Here is an 18,285-nt window from a genome sequence, read left to right on the forward strand (position 1 = left end):
AATATGAGTTATTTTGAAACTATCAATCAAGTAAAATATGAAGGTTCAGAATCTTCAAACCCTTTATCCTTTAAATATTATAACCCGAAAGAAATGATTAACGGACAGACAATGGAAGAGTTTTTGCGCTTCGCCGTTTCTTACTGGCATACATTCACTGCAGATGGCACAGACCCATTTGGACAACCAACAATGCTTCGTCCATATAATAAATTTACGGGAATGGACCTTGCCAAAGCACGTGTGGAAGCTTCCTTTGAATTTTTTGAAAAAATGAATGTTCCATTCTTTTGTTTCCATGATGTCGACGTCGCTCCTGAAGGAGACACATTGAGAGAGACAAATAAGAACATGGATGAAATTGTGGCCTTGATCAAGGAATACTTGAAGACTAGCAAGACGAAATTACTTTGGAATACGGCGAATATGTTCTCTAATCCCCGTTGGGTTCATGGTGCAGCCACTTCACCGAATGCGGATGTATTTGCCTATGCGGCAGCGAAAGTGAAAAAGGGATTGGAAGTAGGGAAGGAATTAGGTTCGGAAAACTATGTATTCTGGGGCGGACGTGAAGGCTACGATACCCTTCTTAATACGAATATGAAGTTAGAACTGGATAACTTGGCCCGATTCTTCCATATGGCCCTCGATTACTCTAAAGAAATTGGTTTTGATGCGCAGTTCTTGATTGAACCAAAACCAAAGGAACCGACGAAGCACCAATATGACTTTGATGTCGCGACGGGTCTTGCCTTTTTACAGACGTATGGCTTGAAGGATCATTTTAAATTCAATATCGAGGCGAACCATGCAATTTTGGCAGGACATACATTCGAACATGAATTGCATGTTGCCCGTACTCATGGCATGCTTGGTTCCGTCGATGCGAACCAAGGGGACTCGCTACTTGGATGGGATACCGATGAATTCCCGACTGACCTCTACGCAACGACGTTGGCGATGTATGAAATCCTGAAAAATGATGGTCTTGGAACGGGTGGCCTGAACTTTGACGCGAAAGTGAGACGTGGTTCCTTCGAGTATGAAGATTTATTCCACGCTCATATTGCGGGGATGGATAGCTTTGCAATTGGTACTAAGGTCGCTAAAAAGTTACTCGAAGACAAAGTGTTGGAAGACTTCATCGCGGACCGTTACAGCAGCTATACAGCTGGAATCGGCTTGGAGATCGTTGAGGGGAAAACGGATTTCCGCAAGTTGGAAGACTATGCACTTGGTCTTGGTGAAATCCAAAATAAATCGGGCAGACAAGAATACTTAAAAGGCATTTTGAACAAATACATCCTTAAGGCAATTGCAGAATAAAAGATGAATGGGAAGGAAGGAACTAGCATACGATTTAGATTCCTTTATGGTCATATATTCTAATTCAACTAGAGGGGAGTAAGGAGAAGGAGTATATGGTGGAAAGAAAAGAAACAGCTGGATACCTTGGCACTTTTCTTTTGCGGGCTTATTCTGACTCTATAAAACTATGAAAAAAAATCGTAACTCACTTTATATTTTTTCACTTACACTAGTAGCGGCACTTGGTGGATTGCTATTTGGGTATGATACGGCTGTAATATCAGGGGCGGAAAAGTCCCTGGAAGCCTATTTCATTACGAGTTTAGGCATGGGGTCTTTAGCCCACGGGGCGACGACTTCAAGCGCATTGATTGGTTGCATCATTGGAGGGTTGCTGTCCGGGATGATCTCATCTAAACTCGGGCGTAAGAATTCATTGATCCTTGCTTCTCTTTTATTCTTTTTTTCTGCTTTAGGGTCCGCTTATCCGGAGTTTTTATTTTTCACAAAAGGCGAACCGACGTTAGGGTTATTACTCACTTTTAACGTATACCGGATTATAGGCGGCATCGGAGTGGGTCTGGCTTCAGCAATCGTCCCTATGTATATAGGGGAGATTGCTCCAGCAGATATCCGAGGTAAATTGGTATCGTTTAATCAATTTGCGATCATTCTTGGGATGTTAGTCGTGTACTTCGTAAACTGGAGCATCGCAAATGGCCAGTCAGTGGAATGGATTAACGATATTGGTTGGAGATATATGTTCGCTTCAGAAGCGATTCCGGCTCTATTGTTTGGTCTGCTCCTGCTGTTTGTTCCAGAAACGCCACGATATTTAGCGTTGAAACATCAAAACGATAAAGCGCTGGCGATATTAACGAAGATTAATGGGGCTGCTGAGGCCAAATCCATCTTTAATGAAATTAAACAAACGGTGAATGTATCCAGTGGGAGATTATTATCTTACGGTAAACTGGTAATCGTCATTGGGATCCTTCTATCCGTATTCCAACAATTTGTCGGGATTAACGTTGCATTGTATTATGCACCGCGCATTTTTGAAAGCATGGGGGCAGGAAAAGATGCGTCGATGATGCAAACCATCATCATGGGAATTGTAAACGTTATCTTTACTGTGATTGCTATCATGACCGTGGATAAATGGGGACGAAAACCATTACTCGTAGTCGGTTCCATAGGAATGGCGATAGGCATGTTCGGGGTAGCGGGAATGGCGTACGCCAATGTGATTGGAATTAGCACGTTAGTATTCATCATTATATATACGGCTTCATTCATGATGTCGTGGGGACCTATTTGCTGGGTATTGATTTCAGAAATATTCCCGAACAAAATTCGAGGCCAGGCGGTTGCCATTGCTGTAGCAGCCCAATGGATCGCCAATTATTTAATATCAGCCACATATCCTATGATGATGGAGTACAGTGGTGCCTTAACATATGGGTTCTATGGTTTAATGAGTGTCCTTTCGGCAATTTTCGTATGGAAATTCATACCGGAAACGAAAGGAAAGACGCTGGAGGACATGGAAAAAGTCTGGATGAAATCGGCTTGACCCATAAAAGAATACGTAACATGATTATGTGCTGGGTCCTAAAGGACTTCCAGCACATTTTTCTAAATTGAATAAAGGATGGTGGAACATGAAATATGTCATCGGCGTGGATTTAGGGACGAGTGCGGTAAAGGTTTTATTGATGAATCAACAAGGAAAGGTGTGCGACGAGATTTCAAAGTCATACCCCCTCATACAGGTACAACCAGGGTTCAATGAACAAGATCCCAAGGGATGGATTGATAAGACGACAGAAGCGCTCAGAGAGTTAGTCAGGAAATTCGATGGGGACACAAATGACATTGAAGGAATTAGTTTTTCCGGGCAAATGCACGGTCTTGTTTTATTGGACCGAGAAGGGAATGTCCTTCGAAATGCGATTCTATGGAATGATACAAGAACAACGGAACAATGCCGTCAAACTTATGAATGTATTGGCGAGAAAAGGCTATTGGAAATCACAAAAAATCAGGCGCTTGAAGGATTTACCCTACCGAAATTGCTTTGGGTCAAGCAATATGAACCGGAAATCTATCATCAAGCAGATGTCTTCCTGCTGCCAAAAGACTATGTTCGTTATGCGATGACAGGAACAATACATAGTGAATATTCCGATGCTGCCGGAACTCTTCTAATGGATGTGGCAAAAAAACAATGGAGCGGTGAAATGTGTGAACTTGTCGGTGTCGACGTAACACTATGTCCGCCTTTGGTAGAATCGAGTGAGTGTGTCGGAGAAATCACAGCAGACTTTTCAGTCCAAACGGGTTTGGCGAAAAAAACAAAAGTGTTTGCTGGGGGAGCCGACAATGCATGTGGTGCAATCGGGTCGGGTATCCTTTCCGAAGGGAAAACGCTTTGCAGTATCGGCACTTCCGGTGTGGTCCTCTCCTATGAAGAAAAGAATGACCGCGATTTTGGTGGAAAAGTTCATTATTTTAATCATGGTGAAGAAAATACTTATTATACAATGGGTGTGACCTTATCTGCAGGGCATAGCTTAAGCTGGTTTAAGGATACTTTTGCAAGTGGGGAAGAATTCGATACGGTTCTGGAGGGGATTGCTAACGTTCCGATAGGGGCAAATGGTCTCCTATTCACTCCATATATATCGGGCGAGAGGACACCGTATCCGGATGCGACCATTCGTGGAAGCTTTATAGGCATGGATTCTTCTCATAAGCGGATTGATTTTGCCAGGGCCGTCCTTGAAGGCATTACCTTCTCATTGAATGAATCGATCGACATATTCAGAAAAAGCGGGAAGTCAATTGATACGGTCATATCCATTGGCGGAGGGGCCAAAAATGAAACATGGCTACAAATGCAGGCAGATGTTTTCAATGCGACGATCGTTAAATTATCAAGCGAACAGGGCCCGGCAGTTGGCGCTGCAATGCTTGCTGCATATGGTAGCGGCTGGTATGATTCCTTGCAAGCATGTGCAGAGGTATTCACTTCAGAAGAAAAATCCTATAAGCCGATACAGGCTAATGTCGAAAAGTATGCCTTGCTATTTGATGTGTATAAAAAGGTATATAATCAGACAAAGGAACTGAATGAAGAACTGAAGATTTTCCGCAATCATTAATCGAGAATGGGCGACCGAGGTTTATCCTTCCGGGAAGAAATATTCTTTCGCTTTAATAGAAGAAAAAATGAATAATCTCTGAAAGAAGTAGCTGTCATTTCGATGGCTGCTTCTTTTTTATATAAAGGGATGGATATGTTTACATGGTATTGAAGCATCTTCCTACCCTCATACTATTATGGAAAATGAATACCGGAGGTCTATCTTGAGAAAGATTTGGGGAATATTCATAGAGGATTTAAACAGTATTTATAAGAATTTATTTGTGTGTGTCGTTATCTTTTTTCTCATGTTGATCCCTTCCATTTATGCGTGGTTTAATATCGTTGCTTCCTGGGACCCATACTCCAATACGGGAGGAATCCTCGTTGGGGTTGCCAATAACGATAGGGGAGCGGAGTTGAATGGTGAATCGATAAATATAGGAGAAGAAGTGGTGCAAGGGTTAAAGGGAAATTCAGACCTTGGCTGGAGATTCACGACGGAGGAAGAAGCCATTTCAAAAGTGAAGAATGGCGATTACTACGCATCAATCATCATTCCGGGAAACTTCTCTGAGCATATAGCGACCATCATGACGGAAGATCCCATCAAGGCCGAAATCGATTATTACGTAAATGAAAAAATCAATAGCATCGCACCGAAAATGACGGCTGCAGGGGCCAATAGCATTGTAGACAATGTCAGTAAAAGCTTCGTTAAAACGGCCAGTGGAAGTATACTCTCCATCTTTAATGAACTGGGAATCACATTGCAAAACGAGCTTCCGACGATACAAAAAATGAAGAATATGGTGTACGTTTTAGAAGGAGAGTTGCCCGAACTTGAACAAAGTATGAACACAGTCCATAAGCATGTGACTAAAGCCGAAGACTTAATTGTAAAGGTCAACGATAGTCTGAAAGCGGTAGAAAATATTTCATCACAAAAAGAACAATTGGTATCCAATATTGCCGTTTATATTGATTCAGCCCAAGCGGCTTTTCATGCCATTAATCCACTCCTGGAAGATGATCTTGCAATAGTAAGGAGTGATAATGAATCGGTTATTGGAATAGCCGGCCGATTGAAGGAGCAAGGTTTAACCGACGATGAAGTATATGGACTGACAGAGCAAGGAATAAGCAGGCTGAAAAAGGATAGGTACTTATTGGATAGTATGTATAATCTATTGGTAAGGGTCAATCAGTTCAATGGGAAAAACGTGTTGCAACCAGAAATATATTCTATTAATGAGTTGCGCGAAAATACGAGAAAACAAATGCAGTCATTGAATGAACAAGACACGGATTCACTTACCGGTCGTGGAGAAAGAAACCTTAGTGTATTGAACGAAATGCAAAGCGATTATCAAGACCATACAGGGGTGAAATTTGAAAAACTAGGGGATGAAGGGCATGCACTTTTAGAAAAAGTGCAAATGACGCTAGAGGAAGGGGGACAAGCCCTTCCTGAGGTTAAAGCACTATTGGGAGAGAGCAATCAAACCATTTTAGACCGGAGAGAGGAAATCGATAGGTTACAGAGTAACTTTCCAGAGGTCGAGAACAAGATTCGAGGGCTTGCAAATAAAATGAGAGAGATAGACAAGAGTTATAATATCGAGGATGTCATTCGCTTTTTGCGAAATGATATTGAGAAAGAAAGCGACTTTTTTTCAGAACCGGTCCTTCTTAATCAACATAGCCTTTTCCCAATTCCTAATTACGGTTCGGCAATGTCTCCATTCTTCACAGCGCTTTCGCTTTGGGTAGGGGGGACAGTATTAATCTCGATACTGAGCGTGGATATTTCTCAACAAGGGTATAGTCCATATCAGATCTATATAGGAAGGTACCTGATTTTCTTAATCATCGGATGCATGCAGGCATTAATCGTATCCATAGGGAATATACTTCTTCTTGATGTATATGTTGCGGATAAATGGGAGTATATCTTGTTTTCGGTATTGATTAGTGCAGGATTTACACTACTTGTCTACACATTTGTATCCGTTCTCGGAAATGTAGGCAAGGGGATCAGCGTGATTTTGATGGTCCTTCAAATTTCAAGTTCCGGTGGGACCTTCCCCATTCAAGTGACGCCACCTTTTTTTCAACATATCAATCCTTTCTTGCCATTTACCTATGCCGTTAGCTTACTTCGTGAAGCTGTCGGTGGAATCACTTGGACCACTGCCACTAAGGATATTCTGGTGTTGTTACTCTTTATTTTGCTCACCCTTTTGTTGGGGGTGATTTTGAAGAAACCTTTCCACCGTCGAACACAAAAAATGAAAGATAAATTATATCGAAGCAGATTATTTTAAATCAGACGTTGATATGAAATATAGAAAAAGTTTCCGGATCCCAGGAAACTTTTTTTGTATGCAGAGATTGGAGATTATTATTTCGAAATAGTCGATTAAGCTATAGGAAAAACGGATTTTCCTTTCTCATCATACAAAAGAATACATTTTACTAAAATATGTAGTATTGTAGTATATCTCCATTATTCGGTGGGAAGTAGAAAAACACAAAAAAGTTAGAATTCTCGCATTTTTATAGTTGACAAAAACGATTGGATTAATCATTATTAAGGAATAATGTCTAGTCAATTAGTGTGATTTAAAAGTGGGGTGTCTTCAGTGTATTTAACAGTAGACGGAATTGAAAAAAGCTTTATGAATGAAAAGAAAGAAAGTATAAAGGTACTTGATGATATCAATATAGAGGTCGAAAAGGGAAGCTTCGTTTCAATCGTTGGGCCGTCAGGTTGTGGCAAATCGACCCTACTTTATTTAATAGCCGGACTCGATAAAGCAGATTCAGGCGACATCCGGGTGGCTGGGAAAAAGGTTTCGAAGCCGGGACCCGAACGAGTGGTTGTGTTTCAAGAAGCAGGCTTATTCCCCTGGTTGACGGTACTTGAAAACGTCACGTACGGGTTGAAGTTGAAGAAAATGCCTAAAGAAAAAGCGAAAGAAAAGGCGTTGGATATTCTAAAAATGGTTCATCTTAGCCGCTATGTAGATTCCTATCCACATCAGCTTTCAGGAGGGATGAAACAGAGAGTCGCCATTGCCAGAGCCCTTGTAATGGAACCGGATATTCTATTGATGGATGAGCCATTTTCTGCACTTGATGAGCAGACGAGAATGGTATTGCATAAAGAGTTACTTGAAATCTGGAGAAAAACTAAAGTGACGATCTTTTTTGTCACGCATAATATTCGTGAAGCCGTTCAGCTTTCGGAGAAAATCGTGGTTTTTGCAACCCGACCGGGAAAGATCAAAGAGACGATTTCCGTACCGTCCATGAAAGATGGGGTCATGCCGGATAGTGTGACGCTGCACACCGAACAAAGGGTATTATCGATTTTACAGGAGGAAATTGAAAAAGTGCTGAAGGAGGAAATGGGGAATGATTACAGCTTTAAGACGAATCATATTCATCGCGATGATAGCGGGGATATGGGAAGTCACATCTAGATTATCAAGCCTTCCGGATTTCATGTTTCCTAGCCTGACTCAGGTCCTTGAAACCCTGTTTAATGGAATAGTGAGTGGACAAATCACGGAAGCTGTCGGAAAGAGCATGGGACGCATCTTGATCGGGTTCACCATCGCCATCATTATCGGTCTGATTTTAGGATACTTCATCTGGCGTTATAAGCTTGTAGAAGACACGCTTGGTTTTGTGGTAACAGCCTTACAATCCATACCAAGTATCGTATGGTTTCCGTTAGCGATCATCTGGTTTGGCTTGAATGATTTTTCCATCCTTTTCATCGTTACCATCGGCGCGACCTGGACAATGACAGTCAATGCAACGAGCGGGTTCAAAAATGTGCCCCAGCTCTATCAAAGGGTGGCTAAAACTTATGGGTCAAGCGGATTCCATTTCTTAAGGACCGTGATTCTGCCTGCATCTGTCCCACAAATCATTTCTGGTCTCCGAATCGCTTGGGCTTTCTCTTGGCGTGCTTTAATGGCAGGTGAGTTACTCGGAGGAGGCGGAGGTCTCGGGCAACTTCTGGAAATGGGAAGATCGCTCGGTCAAATGGACCTTGTTATTTCCGTCATGATCATCATTGCGATTATTGGAACCATTGTAGATAACGTCGTTTTCTCCCGCCTGGAACGTAATGTTCAAGTTAAATGGGGAGTGAACCAACGATAAGTTCATATAATAATAGATTAAGAGGAGAGAGACAAATGCTGAAAAAAACATTATTTACTCTTATTATGTCCGTATTGTTAATTGGAATAGTAAGTGGTTGCACAGAATCTTCGACTAACGAAGAAGGAAAAGATTCAGAAAAACAAACCGTGAATATCGGGTATTTCCCTAACCTGACTCATAGTGCAACAATCATTGCGCTTGAAAAGGGCTACTTTAAAGAAGAATTTGGTGAAGACGTAACCATTAAAACGAAAACAGTGGCCAACGGTGGGCTATTTATGGAAGCGATGGCTACGAAGGCTATCGATGTCGGAACAACCGGTCCTGGTCCGTTACTTAACTTTTACGTGAAAAATCCGGAATACCACTTAATTTCCGGGGCTGTAAACGGTGGAGCAGTTCTTGTGTCAGGTGAAAGCAGTAAAATTTCGGATTTAAAAGATTTGGACGGTAAAAAAGTTGCGATCCCTGTCATCGGAAGCACTCAGGACGTCATGCTTAGAAAGGCCCTTAAAGACGTTGGGCTTAAACCGACTACAAATGGTGGTACAGTGGAGTTATTTGCTTCAGCACCTGCTGACACAGCAGCACTTTTTGTCCAAAAAACAGTCGATGCAGCTGCTACTCAGGAACCTTGGGGATATGTGTTGGAAAATCAGGCCAACGGGAAGCTATTGCTTAACTGGGATGAATTCGCTTGGGGCAAAGATTCACCGAACACAGTGGTGGCTGCAAGCCAGAAGTTCTTAGATAAAAAAGGTCTCTCCACTGCCTATTTGAAAGCTCACAAAAAAGCGGTTGATTTCATCCAAAACAATCCGGAAGAAAGCCAAGAGCTAGTCATTAAGCATCTTAAGGACTTGACTGGAAAAGAATTAAGCAAGGAAGAGGTGGCCGCTGCCTTTTCACGCTTGGAAGTGACAACGAATGTTAATGAGGACGTCATTCAGGAAATGGCTGATATTAGTAAAGAGGCTGGATACATTCCTAGCGCGGATATTAAAGGGATGATTGATTTATCCTCTCTTGAAGAAGTATCGAAATAAGAACATAACGCCCGGGCCATATGGCTCGGGCGTTTCTCTTACGCTCCTTTCATCCAACCAGCTCAGGGACAAACTTGGTTCAAAGCGTGTATGACCTGATCGACTGCCTCCCATGAAGGGATGTTCGCTCCGGAAGCGAAGGGGTGCCCTCCCCCGTTAAACATGCGTGCAACTGAATCAATCGGGATGTTTCTGGAACGGATCCTGACTCGGATTTCTTCGGGATATTCAATGAAGAACACCCAAATTCTCACCCCTTTTAACCCAGAAAGCGTATTAATTAAATTCGCGGCTTCGGTCCGGTCCATATCATACTTGCTTAACATCTCCTCGGTCATGACGAAGTAGGCCACCCCTTTATCGGTCCTTTTATAGCTCATCATGATATCCCTTTGAAGATGGGAAGCATGCTTGGTTTTTATATTCAACAAGTTGTGGATTCTTTCTGGCTGAATATTATACGACCGTAAAATCGATGCAATTTCTAAGGTCCCGGGAGATATTTTGCCTTTTTGGAAATTTCCTGTATCACCAATGATGCCGGTATAAAAGGCACGGGCAGCTTCTTTGTTTAATTTAAGGTCATCAGGGAAACCCAAACACAGTTCAACAAGCATCTCACTTGCAGAGCTGAAAGAAGGATCCACCCATGAAAGATCACCGAAGGACTCTTGAACGGGATGATGATCGATCTTAATCAACCTTTTTCCCATTTTGTATCGTGAATCACTAATGCGTGAAAGATTAGCGGTATCGCACACAACCACTAATGCATCTCTATACACATCATCGGGGATAACATCCATCCTTCCAATAAATTGGAGCCGACCTACTTCTTCTCCCACTGCATGAACAACCTTGGATGAATATGAGTGCTTTATCACGTGTTGAAGTCCGCTTTGAGACCCCAGTGCATCCGGATCTGGATTAAGATGGCGGTGAATGATGATCGTAGAATATTGCTTGATGGCTTCAACGATTTCTTTCTTTATGTCGTCCACTCTTAAATCCCCCTTACCATTAATGGACTTGTCGAACTATAGCGTTTATATCTTTGAATTTTATAGACAGAAGGGGAAAGAAGCAAGGCGAGAGCTTCATTCTCCATACCTTTAGTGTAAAGGGGGAGGAGAACAACAATCATGATAAATTTGCGAACGATCAATATCCATAAAGTGAATTTAATTATTGCAAAATTCAAATAACTATTTTATACTTAATTTACCAAACCGATGACAGCGACTTACCTTGCTGCATGGCCGGCTTGTTTTAAATGAGTATTCATAAAATTGACTTTGTTCACTTGATCTTCCTTTGTCGGGAGACAAGCCATGGATAAGAGTCAGTGAAACCTACAATGTAATCACATTGTTTGTTTTACTGGCTCTTTTTGTATATTTCAACAATGGAAAAGGGGTGAACGGATGAATGGGGCCTTGGAAGGAATAAGGATCATTGACGTCTCCCGTGTATTGGCGGGACCGTTTTGTTCAATGATTCTTGGTGATTTGGGAGCCGAAGTTATTAAAGTGGAACATCATGAATCAGGAGATGAAACGAGAGGATGGGGTCCGCCTTTCGCCAAAGGGGAAAGCGCTTACTATTTATGTGCCAATCGCAACAAAGAAAGTATAACATTGAATTTAAAGTCAGAACAGGGAAAAGAAATATTTCGTAAGCTAGTGTCGACAGGTGATATTGTCGTCCAAAACTTCAAGGCAGGCACACTGGAAAAAATGAGTGTGGGATATGAACAATTAAAAGAAGTGAATCCGCATTTGATTATGGCGTCAATCACCGGATTCGGATTAACCGGTCCTAATAAAGATCTACCAGGCTATGATTATATCATTCAAGCGATGAGCGGCCTGATGAGCATCACGGGCGAGAGTGATGGAAGCCCCATGAAAGTGGGGGTGGCGATAGCTGATGTCCTGACAGGGTTATATACCTGCATTGGAATTTTGTCAGCCCTGCATCATCGGAACAATACGGGGGAAGGTCAGGAGATTGACATTGCATTGATGGATTGTCAAGTCGCTTCCTTAGTGAATGTCGCAAGCAATTATTTGTTCAGCGGGGTAGCTCCTAAGCGGATGGGAAACCAACATCCGAATATCGTCCCCTATCAAGTTTTCCATGCAAGTGATGGGGAACTGGTCGTCGCTGTTGGGAATGATGAGCAATTTAAGAGATTCACGACAGTTTTAGGAAGGCCGGAATTGGCGGATCATGAGCCTTTTATGCACAATAAAGATCGTTTGCAGAATAAAAAGGAGTTAATACCGATTATAGAAGCTTTATTAAAAAGCAAGACGAAGAAAGAGTGGAAAACGCAACTGGATATCGCCGGGATTCCTAATGGCCCTATTCAAACCATTGCCGAAATGTTCGAGGATCCCCAAATACACGCAAGGGAAATGTTAGTGGAGATGGACCACCCAAAGATTGACAACCTTAGAATGACTGGGTCGCCTTTAAAACTCTCAAAAACACCGGTCACGATGAGAAAGCATCCACCGCTTTATGGAGAGCATACAGAATCCACTTTAGCCGAATTGGGGTATAGCCCGGAAGACATAACCAAATTCAAACAAAATAAAATTATTTAGGAGGAATTTAGATGATGAATTTCGAATTAACAGAAGAACAGAAAAGTGTAAAAAAAGTGGTTAGGAAATTTGTTGATAAGGAAATCATTCCATATATACAAGAGTGGGACCGACAAGGAGAGTTTCAGCCACATATCCTAAAGAGATTGGCCGAATTGCAATTGATGGGTGTGTGCATTCCTGAAGAATATGGCGGAGTCGGCATGGATTATAATACACTGGCCATCGTGTGTGAGGAATTGGAGCGCGGCGACACGGCTTACCGGACGGCGGTGTCCGTACATACCGGGTTAAATAGCATGACACTGTTGCAGTGGGGAACCGAAGAACAAAAACAGAAGTATTTAGTGCCACAAGCAAAAGGCATGAAGATTGGTGCTTTCGGCCTCACTGAGCCTAATGCTGGGTCAGACGTTGCAGCCATGAAATCAACGGCTAAACGAGATGGTGATTATTACATTTTAAATGGATCGAAAACATGGATTTCTCTTTGCGATTATGCGGACCATTTCCTCATTTTTGCGAAAACGGATCATGACCTAGGCTCCAAAGGAATTACGGCATTTATCGTTGAGCGTACGTTTGATGGCGTTGAATCGAAAGCAATCAAAGGAAAGCTAGGGATTCGTGCCGGTAATACAGGGGAAGTCTTTTTAACGGATGTTAAAGTTCCGGTTGCCAATAGATTGGGCGAAGAAGGGGAAGGGTTTAAAATTTCCATGTCTGCCTTGGACAATGGACGGTTTACGGTAGCTGCCGGCGCAGTAGGCCTAATTGGAGCAAGTCTGGAAGCGAGCTTAAAGTATTGCCATGAGCGCAGTACATTTGGTAAAGAGATTGGCAGACATCAGCTTGTACAACAGATGATAGCCAAAATGTCGGCGAATTTAGAGATTGCAAGATTGTTGGTCTTTAAAGCAGGGACTTTAAAAAATCAAGGAAAACGAAATACACAAGAAACGTCACTTGCTAAATGGATTTCATGTGATGCAGCAAATGAAGCGGCGAATGATGCGGTGCAGATCCATGGAGCCTATGGTTATTCAGATGAATATCCGGTGGAACGGTTCCTAAGGAATTCAAAAGCTCCGGTCATTTATGAAGGAACACGAGAAATCCATACGGTCATGCAAGGAGAATATGCATTGGGGTACAGGCAGGATAAAGAACTTCGCAAGCAATTGCCTGCATGGCCATTTGAGCAGGTGTCTGTCCATTAATTACAAATAAGGAGATCAGATGATGAACACATATTTTATTGCAGGGCATGCTAAACTCCCACAAGGTATGGCGGCAAGAAATCTCTATGACTCCATCACGATCACGGTAGAACTGGACCTTAAATACGGCGTAATTGTCGATGCCTCCTGTACGCTTGCTACAGAACATGGTAGGGAATTCATCCGCCAGTTACTTCGTGGTTATTGTTTAAATGATGGAATTGACGAATTGATTGAACGCGTGCAATTGTATTATCGAGGGAAGGCAGGTCAAGCCATTCAAGCAGGTCTGAAAGATGTCTATGGTCAGTTCGAATTGATCTCCATTAAATAAGAGATGAGGTGGGTTTTCCAGGGTAATAATCTGGTGAATCCATCTTTTTTAATGTAAGGGTTTGGCATTCAATGTTTAGGTTTATGCTTTCACTGCTAGATATAACACGTTCAGGGAGCTCTATGATTATGTAAAAAGAGGTGATAATAAATCTATCACCTTTCAAAATGGGTCTTGATGATCCTATATTAATTCTGTTTATTTGCCTGTAATCAGAAATTCCATTTCCAGTTCTTGTGGAAGCCGAAAGAACCTTTTCCATGGAATCTGTGGTTTCTTGAAGTTCTGCGGTTCCTAGTGGAACGACGATTTCTGCTAGTACGACGTTGAGTGCTGCAAGTAGAACGGTTTCGGCTAGTGCGACGACGAGTGCTGCAAGTAGAACGATTCCGGCTAGTACGACGTTGAGTGCTGCAAGTAGAGCGGTTCCGGCTAGTACGACGTTGAGTGCTGCAAGTAGAACGGTTCCGGCTAGTACGACGTTGAGTGCTGCAAGTAGAGCGGTTCCGGCTAGTACGACGACGAGTACTGCAAGTAGAACGGTTCCGGCTAGTACGACGACGAGTGCTGCAAGTAGAGCGATTCCGGCTAGTACGACGACGAGTACCACAAGTAGAGCGGTTCCGGCTAGTACGGCGTTGGGTACCACGTGTTGAACGTCTAGTACTACGCTTTTTATTATTTTTCTTGTTTTTCTTATTCTTCTTCCGTGATGACCGGTTTTTTGAACGTGGGTCTTGGAATAGGAATTCATCTAACCCAAACGAATTTACCATTTCCACCGCTTTTTGAATTTCTTTAAATTTAGTTGACATACATTCATTCCCCCTTTTCACTAGCTAAAATATGCGGCTTGTACACAAAGTGATAATGGTAAACGCACATACTTTCAAAATAAATTGATGGCTTAGTGGCAGCCTTCGTTTTTTTTTCATAAAGTAAAATGAAAATGAAAGGGAAGGTTTTTATGAATACTGACAAGAATCTACCGATTTATCACCTTTTTATTCCCCCTGTAAACTTGATCGAGCTTCGTAGGGATATTTGGAGTAATGATCCCGTCCCTGCAAAATTATCGATAGAAAAGAAAAAATTGGATGTCGATATCGTTTATCGGGGCTCCCATATCCGGGGTTTCCGGAAAAAGTCCTATCATGTGGCCTTTTATAAACCGAGTATGTACCGAAAGGCTAAAGAAGTTCATCTGAATGCTGAATATAAGGATAAATCTCTGCTGAGGAATAAACTGTCTTTAGATTTTTTCGCAGATATCGGAACTTTATCCCCGAGATCCCAATTCGTTTTCCTTAATCTTAATGGAAAGGACGAAGGGATTTATTTAGAATTGGAATCTGTGGATGAGCATTACTTGAGGAACTGCCATTTGCCTGAAGGATCCATTTTTTATGCGGTGGATGGAGATGCTAATTTCTCATTGATGAGTGATCTGGATAAGGAAGTTAAGAAATCCCTGGAATTCGGGTATGAAAGAAAATGTGGGACAGCTCAGGATGAGTTGTACTTACACGAGCTGATCATAAAAATCAATACGATACCAAGAGTGGATTTCGAGAAGGAAATTGGAAAGCTGGTCAATGTGGAAAAATATCTCCGCTGGTTGGCAGGTGTCGTATTTACACAGAATTATGATGGATTTGTCCATAATTATGCTTTATACCGGAATGGAGAAACGGGACTTTTCGAAATCATCCCTTGGGATTATGATGCGACATGGGGCAGGGATGTAAATGGTAAAGTGATGGAAGAAGATTATGTTGGAATCAGAGGCTTCAATACATTGACCGCAAGGATTCTTGATATAGCTACATTCCGCAAACGGTATCAAAGTCTTCTTAAAGAGATTATGAATAACCAATTCAACGTGAGGTATATGGAACCCATCATTCATGAAATGCATAGCCTGATCAAACCGTATATTCCAAGAGATCGATATGTCAGGGACAATATCGAGACATTTGAAAATGAACCTGACTTTATTCTAAAATATATAGATGCCCGGGCACAATATATTCGTAGTCAATTGCATAAGTTGGATTAAATGGATCGTGTGAATTCATTGGGGTGGGCCAAGTATTTTCTACCTTCATTTCTTAAAGCAAGTGGAAGGGTGACGTATTTATTAAAATAGCAGGAACACTGAAAAATCAGTATTCCTGCTATTTTTTTCATTTGCATTTCCATCCACTTACGGCTATGTTTGATAGAAAGATATAATCTAAAGTGGTGAAGGATGGGAATAGTTTGAACAATGAAAGCCGTATACCGGCGTATATATATACTTTTACGTGCACTCCAGACGAACGTTCTTTATGTAATATGGAAACGCGCTCGCTTTTTGGTTGTAAGACCGAAGTCAATATTTTAAAAAGTGACATCAAAATTGATCCGAGCAGAAGCCCTTTTATCAAGGGACGTGTCGATATTATGTACGAAGGGGAAAGCATATCTGAAATCGTTGAACAGGTAAAGCAACTTCCGATTACCGATTCAACATTTAAAGTCCTATTCATTAAAATAAATGATTTGAATATAGAAGAAAAAATTGATTATGATGGACAACGTGCCATTGAGAGGGAAATTGGCTGGCATATCCAGAGTAAGGCAGATGTGCGCAATCCAGATCAAACTTATGGGATTGTGCCATTCGAAGGACGTTGGTACTTTGGGGAATTCGTCAAACCCGAACCGGTTTGGTTACATCATTTGAAGAAACCCCGTGAGTATTCAACGGCACTTAGTACCCGGGTCGCAAGAGCGATTGCCAATATTGCCGTACCACATCCAGAGGGGGTAAAAGCCATTGATCCATGTTGCGGAATAGGGACGGTATTGGTGGAAGCATTATCCATGGGAATCGATATTGTTGGTCGTGACATCAACCCTCTAGTTACGGATGGGTCTAGGGAAAATATTGCTTACTTCGGGCTGGAAGGCGATGTAACAACAGGACCGATTTCAGAGGTTACGGAACACTATGACGCAGCCATCATAGATATGCCGTATAATCTTTATACACATGCTACGCCGGAAGACCAACTTTCGATTCTTAAACATGCTCGTCGTTTTGCGGACAAGGTGGTTGTAGTAACCATCGATACGATGGATGATATGATTCATGAAGCGGGCTTTGAAATTGCGGATCGTTGTCTAGCGAAAAAAGGTGTATTTTCTAGGCAAATTGTGGTGTGTGTATAAAAGCCTCGTTGGATATGTAGAAGTATCCCTAATCAAGTTGTCTATTAAAGTTAATAGATAAGAAAGGAAGAGTGGTGCATACTCTTCCTTTTTTATATGTCTGTTATTCCTTAGCATCAATCGAAAACGACCGAAATCATCGTGCTTATCGGCTGTTTTGTGTGAAGCAAATCCTTGCGTTCGATGGCATAGCCTCTAGGTTGCCAAGACCGGATGACCAGGATATTACCCTTATCTAGCGGTATAGTGAATCACATTTCCACTAGAGTATTTGTCGATTTTTCCTTGGTACTCCAAGTAATCTAAATGTCCGATGATCTCCGACATGACAAGTGGGAACTCTTTTAAATATTTTTCTTTGTAATAGTTTTTTGCTAACTCATTCCCTGTTGTTATTCCAGCTTCAATTAAAGCGAGGATTTTCTTGGATTTTGTTTCAATGTTACGGAGCCTTTTTTCTATTAATGGACCTGCTTGATAGATGATGTTTCCGTGTCCAGGGTAAAGGCTGTCCACCCCTAATGCCAAACAGCGCTCCAACGATTCAATATGGTCTACTAGAGTCCGCATCCTTTGGCCGTTTTCATCGGGCTCCACCAATGCATTACTAGAGATATGTTCAATTAATAAGTCTCCAGCAAGAAGTCGGTTCTCGCTTTTATCAAGAAAGGCAATCTGGTCTGGTGCATGACCGGGAAAATGAATCACTTCAAAATTTAATAATTGGCTTTCCTTAATCTCGATGATTTCACTATTGATTTTTTGATCTTTGTTATTATTGACGGCATTGAATAAATAGGCCACTTGTTTATCTCCAAGTTCCCCACAGCCCATCTGAAGGTAAAGTCGTTTATAGAACTCAATCCTCATGCTAAGAAAATCCGGATCTCGCTTTAACCTTGGTATGGATTTAGAGTGAGCATAAACAGGAATCGGGTGAAGCTCAGTGATACGGTTAACGAGTCCCACGTGATCCCCGTGATGATGGGTCAAGAGAATCTCTGTAATATTTTCAAGCTTTAGGCTATTTTCCTCTAATGTGTGTTGTAAAGCGTCCCAACAAACATCATCATTCATGCCAGCATCCACCAGCGTAAGGGACTCATTCTGTTCCACTAAATAAAAGTTTATACTTTTCAATGCGAGTGCACTTGGCGCTATAACTGGGTGAATCTTAAGTGTTGACCGGTTTTTCATGAGCATCCCTTGTTCCCCCTGA

General features: G+C 41.9%; 15 protein-coding genes and 1 pseudogene. 12 read left to right on the forward strand and 4 right to left on the reverse strand.

Features of this window, described 5'->3' with window-relative positions; translation table 11 throughout:
• The first annotated feature begins 3 nt into the window (after window positions 1–3).
• The 7 genes from xylA to AC503W_RS05660 all read left to right on the forward strand — a co-directional run bounded on the left by xylA (window position 4) and on the right by AC503W_RS05660 (window position 9,684).
• On the forward strand, window positions 4–1,326 hold the full coding sequence (xylA, locus tag AC503W_RS05630; RefSeq protein WP_427688496.1) for a xylose isomerase: 1,323 nt from the start codon (window positions 4–6) through the stop codon (window positions 1,324–1,326).
• A 169-nt stretch (window positions 1,327–1,495) separates the two neighbouring features.
• Complete coding sequence (xylE, locus tag AC503W_RS05635; protein WP_427688494.1) at window positions 1,496–2,884, forward strand: D-xylose transporter XylE; 1,389 nt, start codon at window positions 1,496–1,498, stop codon at window positions 2,882–2,884.
• An 88-nt stretch (window positions 2,885–2,972) separates the two neighbouring features.
• Complete coding sequence (xylB, locus tag AC503W_RS05640; RefSeq protein ID WP_427688492.1) at window positions 2,973–4,475, forward strand: xylulokinase; 1,503 nt, start codon at window positions 2,973–2,975, stop codon at window positions 4,473–4,475.
• Between the two features lie 205 nt (window positions 4,476–4,680).
• Complete coding sequence (locus AC503W_RS05645; protein ID WP_427688491.1) at window positions 4,681–6,783, forward strand: YhgE/Pip domain-containing protein; 2,103 nt, start codon at window positions 4,681–4,683, stop codon at window positions 6,781–6,783.
• Between the two features lie 318 nt (window positions 6,784–7,101).
• On the forward strand, window positions 7,102–7,944 hold the full coding sequence (locus AC503W_RS05650; RefSeq protein WP_427688489.1) for an ABC transporter ATP-binding protein: 843 nt from the start codon (window positions 7,102–7,104) through the stop codon (window positions 7,942–7,944).
• A complete protein-coding gene (locus tag AC503W_RS05655; RefSeq protein WP_402867835.1) occupies window positions 7,877–8,635 on the forward strand; it encodes an ABC transporter permease in 759 nt (252 codons plus the stop codon). Before AC503W_RS05650 ends, AC503W_RS05655 begins: the two co-directional genes overlap by 68 nt.
• 35 nt (window positions 8,636–8,670) lie before the next feature.
• Window positions 8,671–9,684: an aliphatic sulfonate ABC transporter substrate-binding protein gene (locus AC503W_RS05660; RefSeq protein ID WP_427688488.1), complete on the forward strand. Its 1,014-nt coding sequence runs from the start codon at window positions 8,671–8,673 to the stop codon at window positions 9,682–9,684.
• A gap of 62 nt (window positions 9,685–9,746) precedes the next feature.
• Here AC503W_RS05660 and AC503W_RS05665 read toward each other — a convergent pair whose 3' ends face one another.
• Window positions 9,747–10,685, reverse strand: a complete 939-nt coding sequence (locus tag AC503W_RS05665) for a DHH family phosphoesterase (RefSeq protein ID WP_494916373.1) — start codon at window positions 10,683–10,685, stop codon at window positions 9,747–9,749.
• 423 nt (window positions 10,686–11,108) lie between these two features.
• Between AC503W_RS05665 and AC503W_RS05670 the strand changes: the two genes are divergently transcribed.
• From AC503W_RS05670 to AC503W_RS05680, 3 genes are read left to right on the forward strand one after another with little or no spacing between them, the layout of a single operon-like run.
• The gene (locus AC503W_RS05670) at window positions 11,109–12,296 is read left to right on the forward strand and encodes a CaiB/BaiF CoA transferase family protein (RefSeq protein ID WP_427688484.1); all 1,188 of its coding nucleotides are present in this window, start codon (window positions 11,109–11,111) and stop codon (window positions 12,294–12,296) included.
• Window positions 12,297–12,310: 14 nt separating this feature from the next.
• A complete protein-coding gene (locus tag AC503W_RS05675; RefSeq protein WP_427688575.1) occupies window positions 12,311–13,516 on the forward strand; it encodes an acyl-CoA dehydrogenase family protein in 1,206 nt (401 codons plus the stop codon).
• Window positions 13,517–13,538: 22 nt separating this feature from the next.
• Window positions 13,539–13,850 carry a DUF3870 domain-containing protein gene (locus tag AC503W_RS05680; RefSeq protein WP_402867852.1) on the forward strand — a complete coding sequence of 104 codons (312 nt, stop codon included), beginning with the start codon at window positions 13,539–13,541 and terminating at the stop codon, window positions 13,848–13,850.
• Here AC503W_RS05680 and AC503W_RS05685 read toward each other — a convergent pair.
• Window positions 13,843–14,604 (reverse strand): hypothetical protein, encoded by a 762-nt coding sequence (locus tag AC503W_RS05685; RefSeq protein WP_427688577.1) that lies wholly within the window; start codon window positions 14,602–14,604, stop codon window positions 13,843–13,845. The genes AC503W_RS05680 and AC503W_RS05685 overlap by 8 nt on opposite strands.
• Before the next feature lie 7 nt (window positions 14,605–14,611).
• Window positions 14,612–14,665, reverse strand: a pseudogene (locus AC503W_RS05690) (hypothetical protein); the annotation flags it as partial.
• Window positions 14,666–14,817: 152 nt separating this feature from the next.
• Between AC503W_RS05690 and AC503W_RS05695 the strand changes: the two are divergent.
• Window positions 14,818–15,909: a CotH kinase family protein gene (locus AC503W_RS05695; protein ID WP_427688481.1), complete on the forward strand. Its 1,092-nt coding sequence runs from the start codon at window positions 14,818–14,820 to the stop codon at window positions 15,907–15,909.
• Window positions 15,910–16,112: 203 nt separating this feature from the next.
• Window positions 16,113–17,066: a TRM11 family SAM-dependent methyltransferase gene (locus AC503W_RS05700; protein WP_427688479.1), complete on the forward strand. Its 954-nt coding sequence runs from the start codon at window positions 16,113–16,115 to the stop codon at window positions 17,064–17,066.
• A 231-nt stretch (window positions 17,067–17,297) separates the two neighbouring features.
• Here AC503W_RS05700 and AC503W_RS05705 read toward each other — a convergent pair whose 3' ends face one another.
• Entirely contained in the window at window positions 17,298–18,269 is a 972-nt protein-coding gene (locus AC503W_RS05705; RefSeq protein WP_427688477.1) for an MBL fold metallo-hydrolase, read from the reverse strand.
• Window positions 18,270–18,285 lie beyond the last annotated feature (16 nt).

It is taken from the genome of Peribacillus suis (assembly GCF_059384845.1).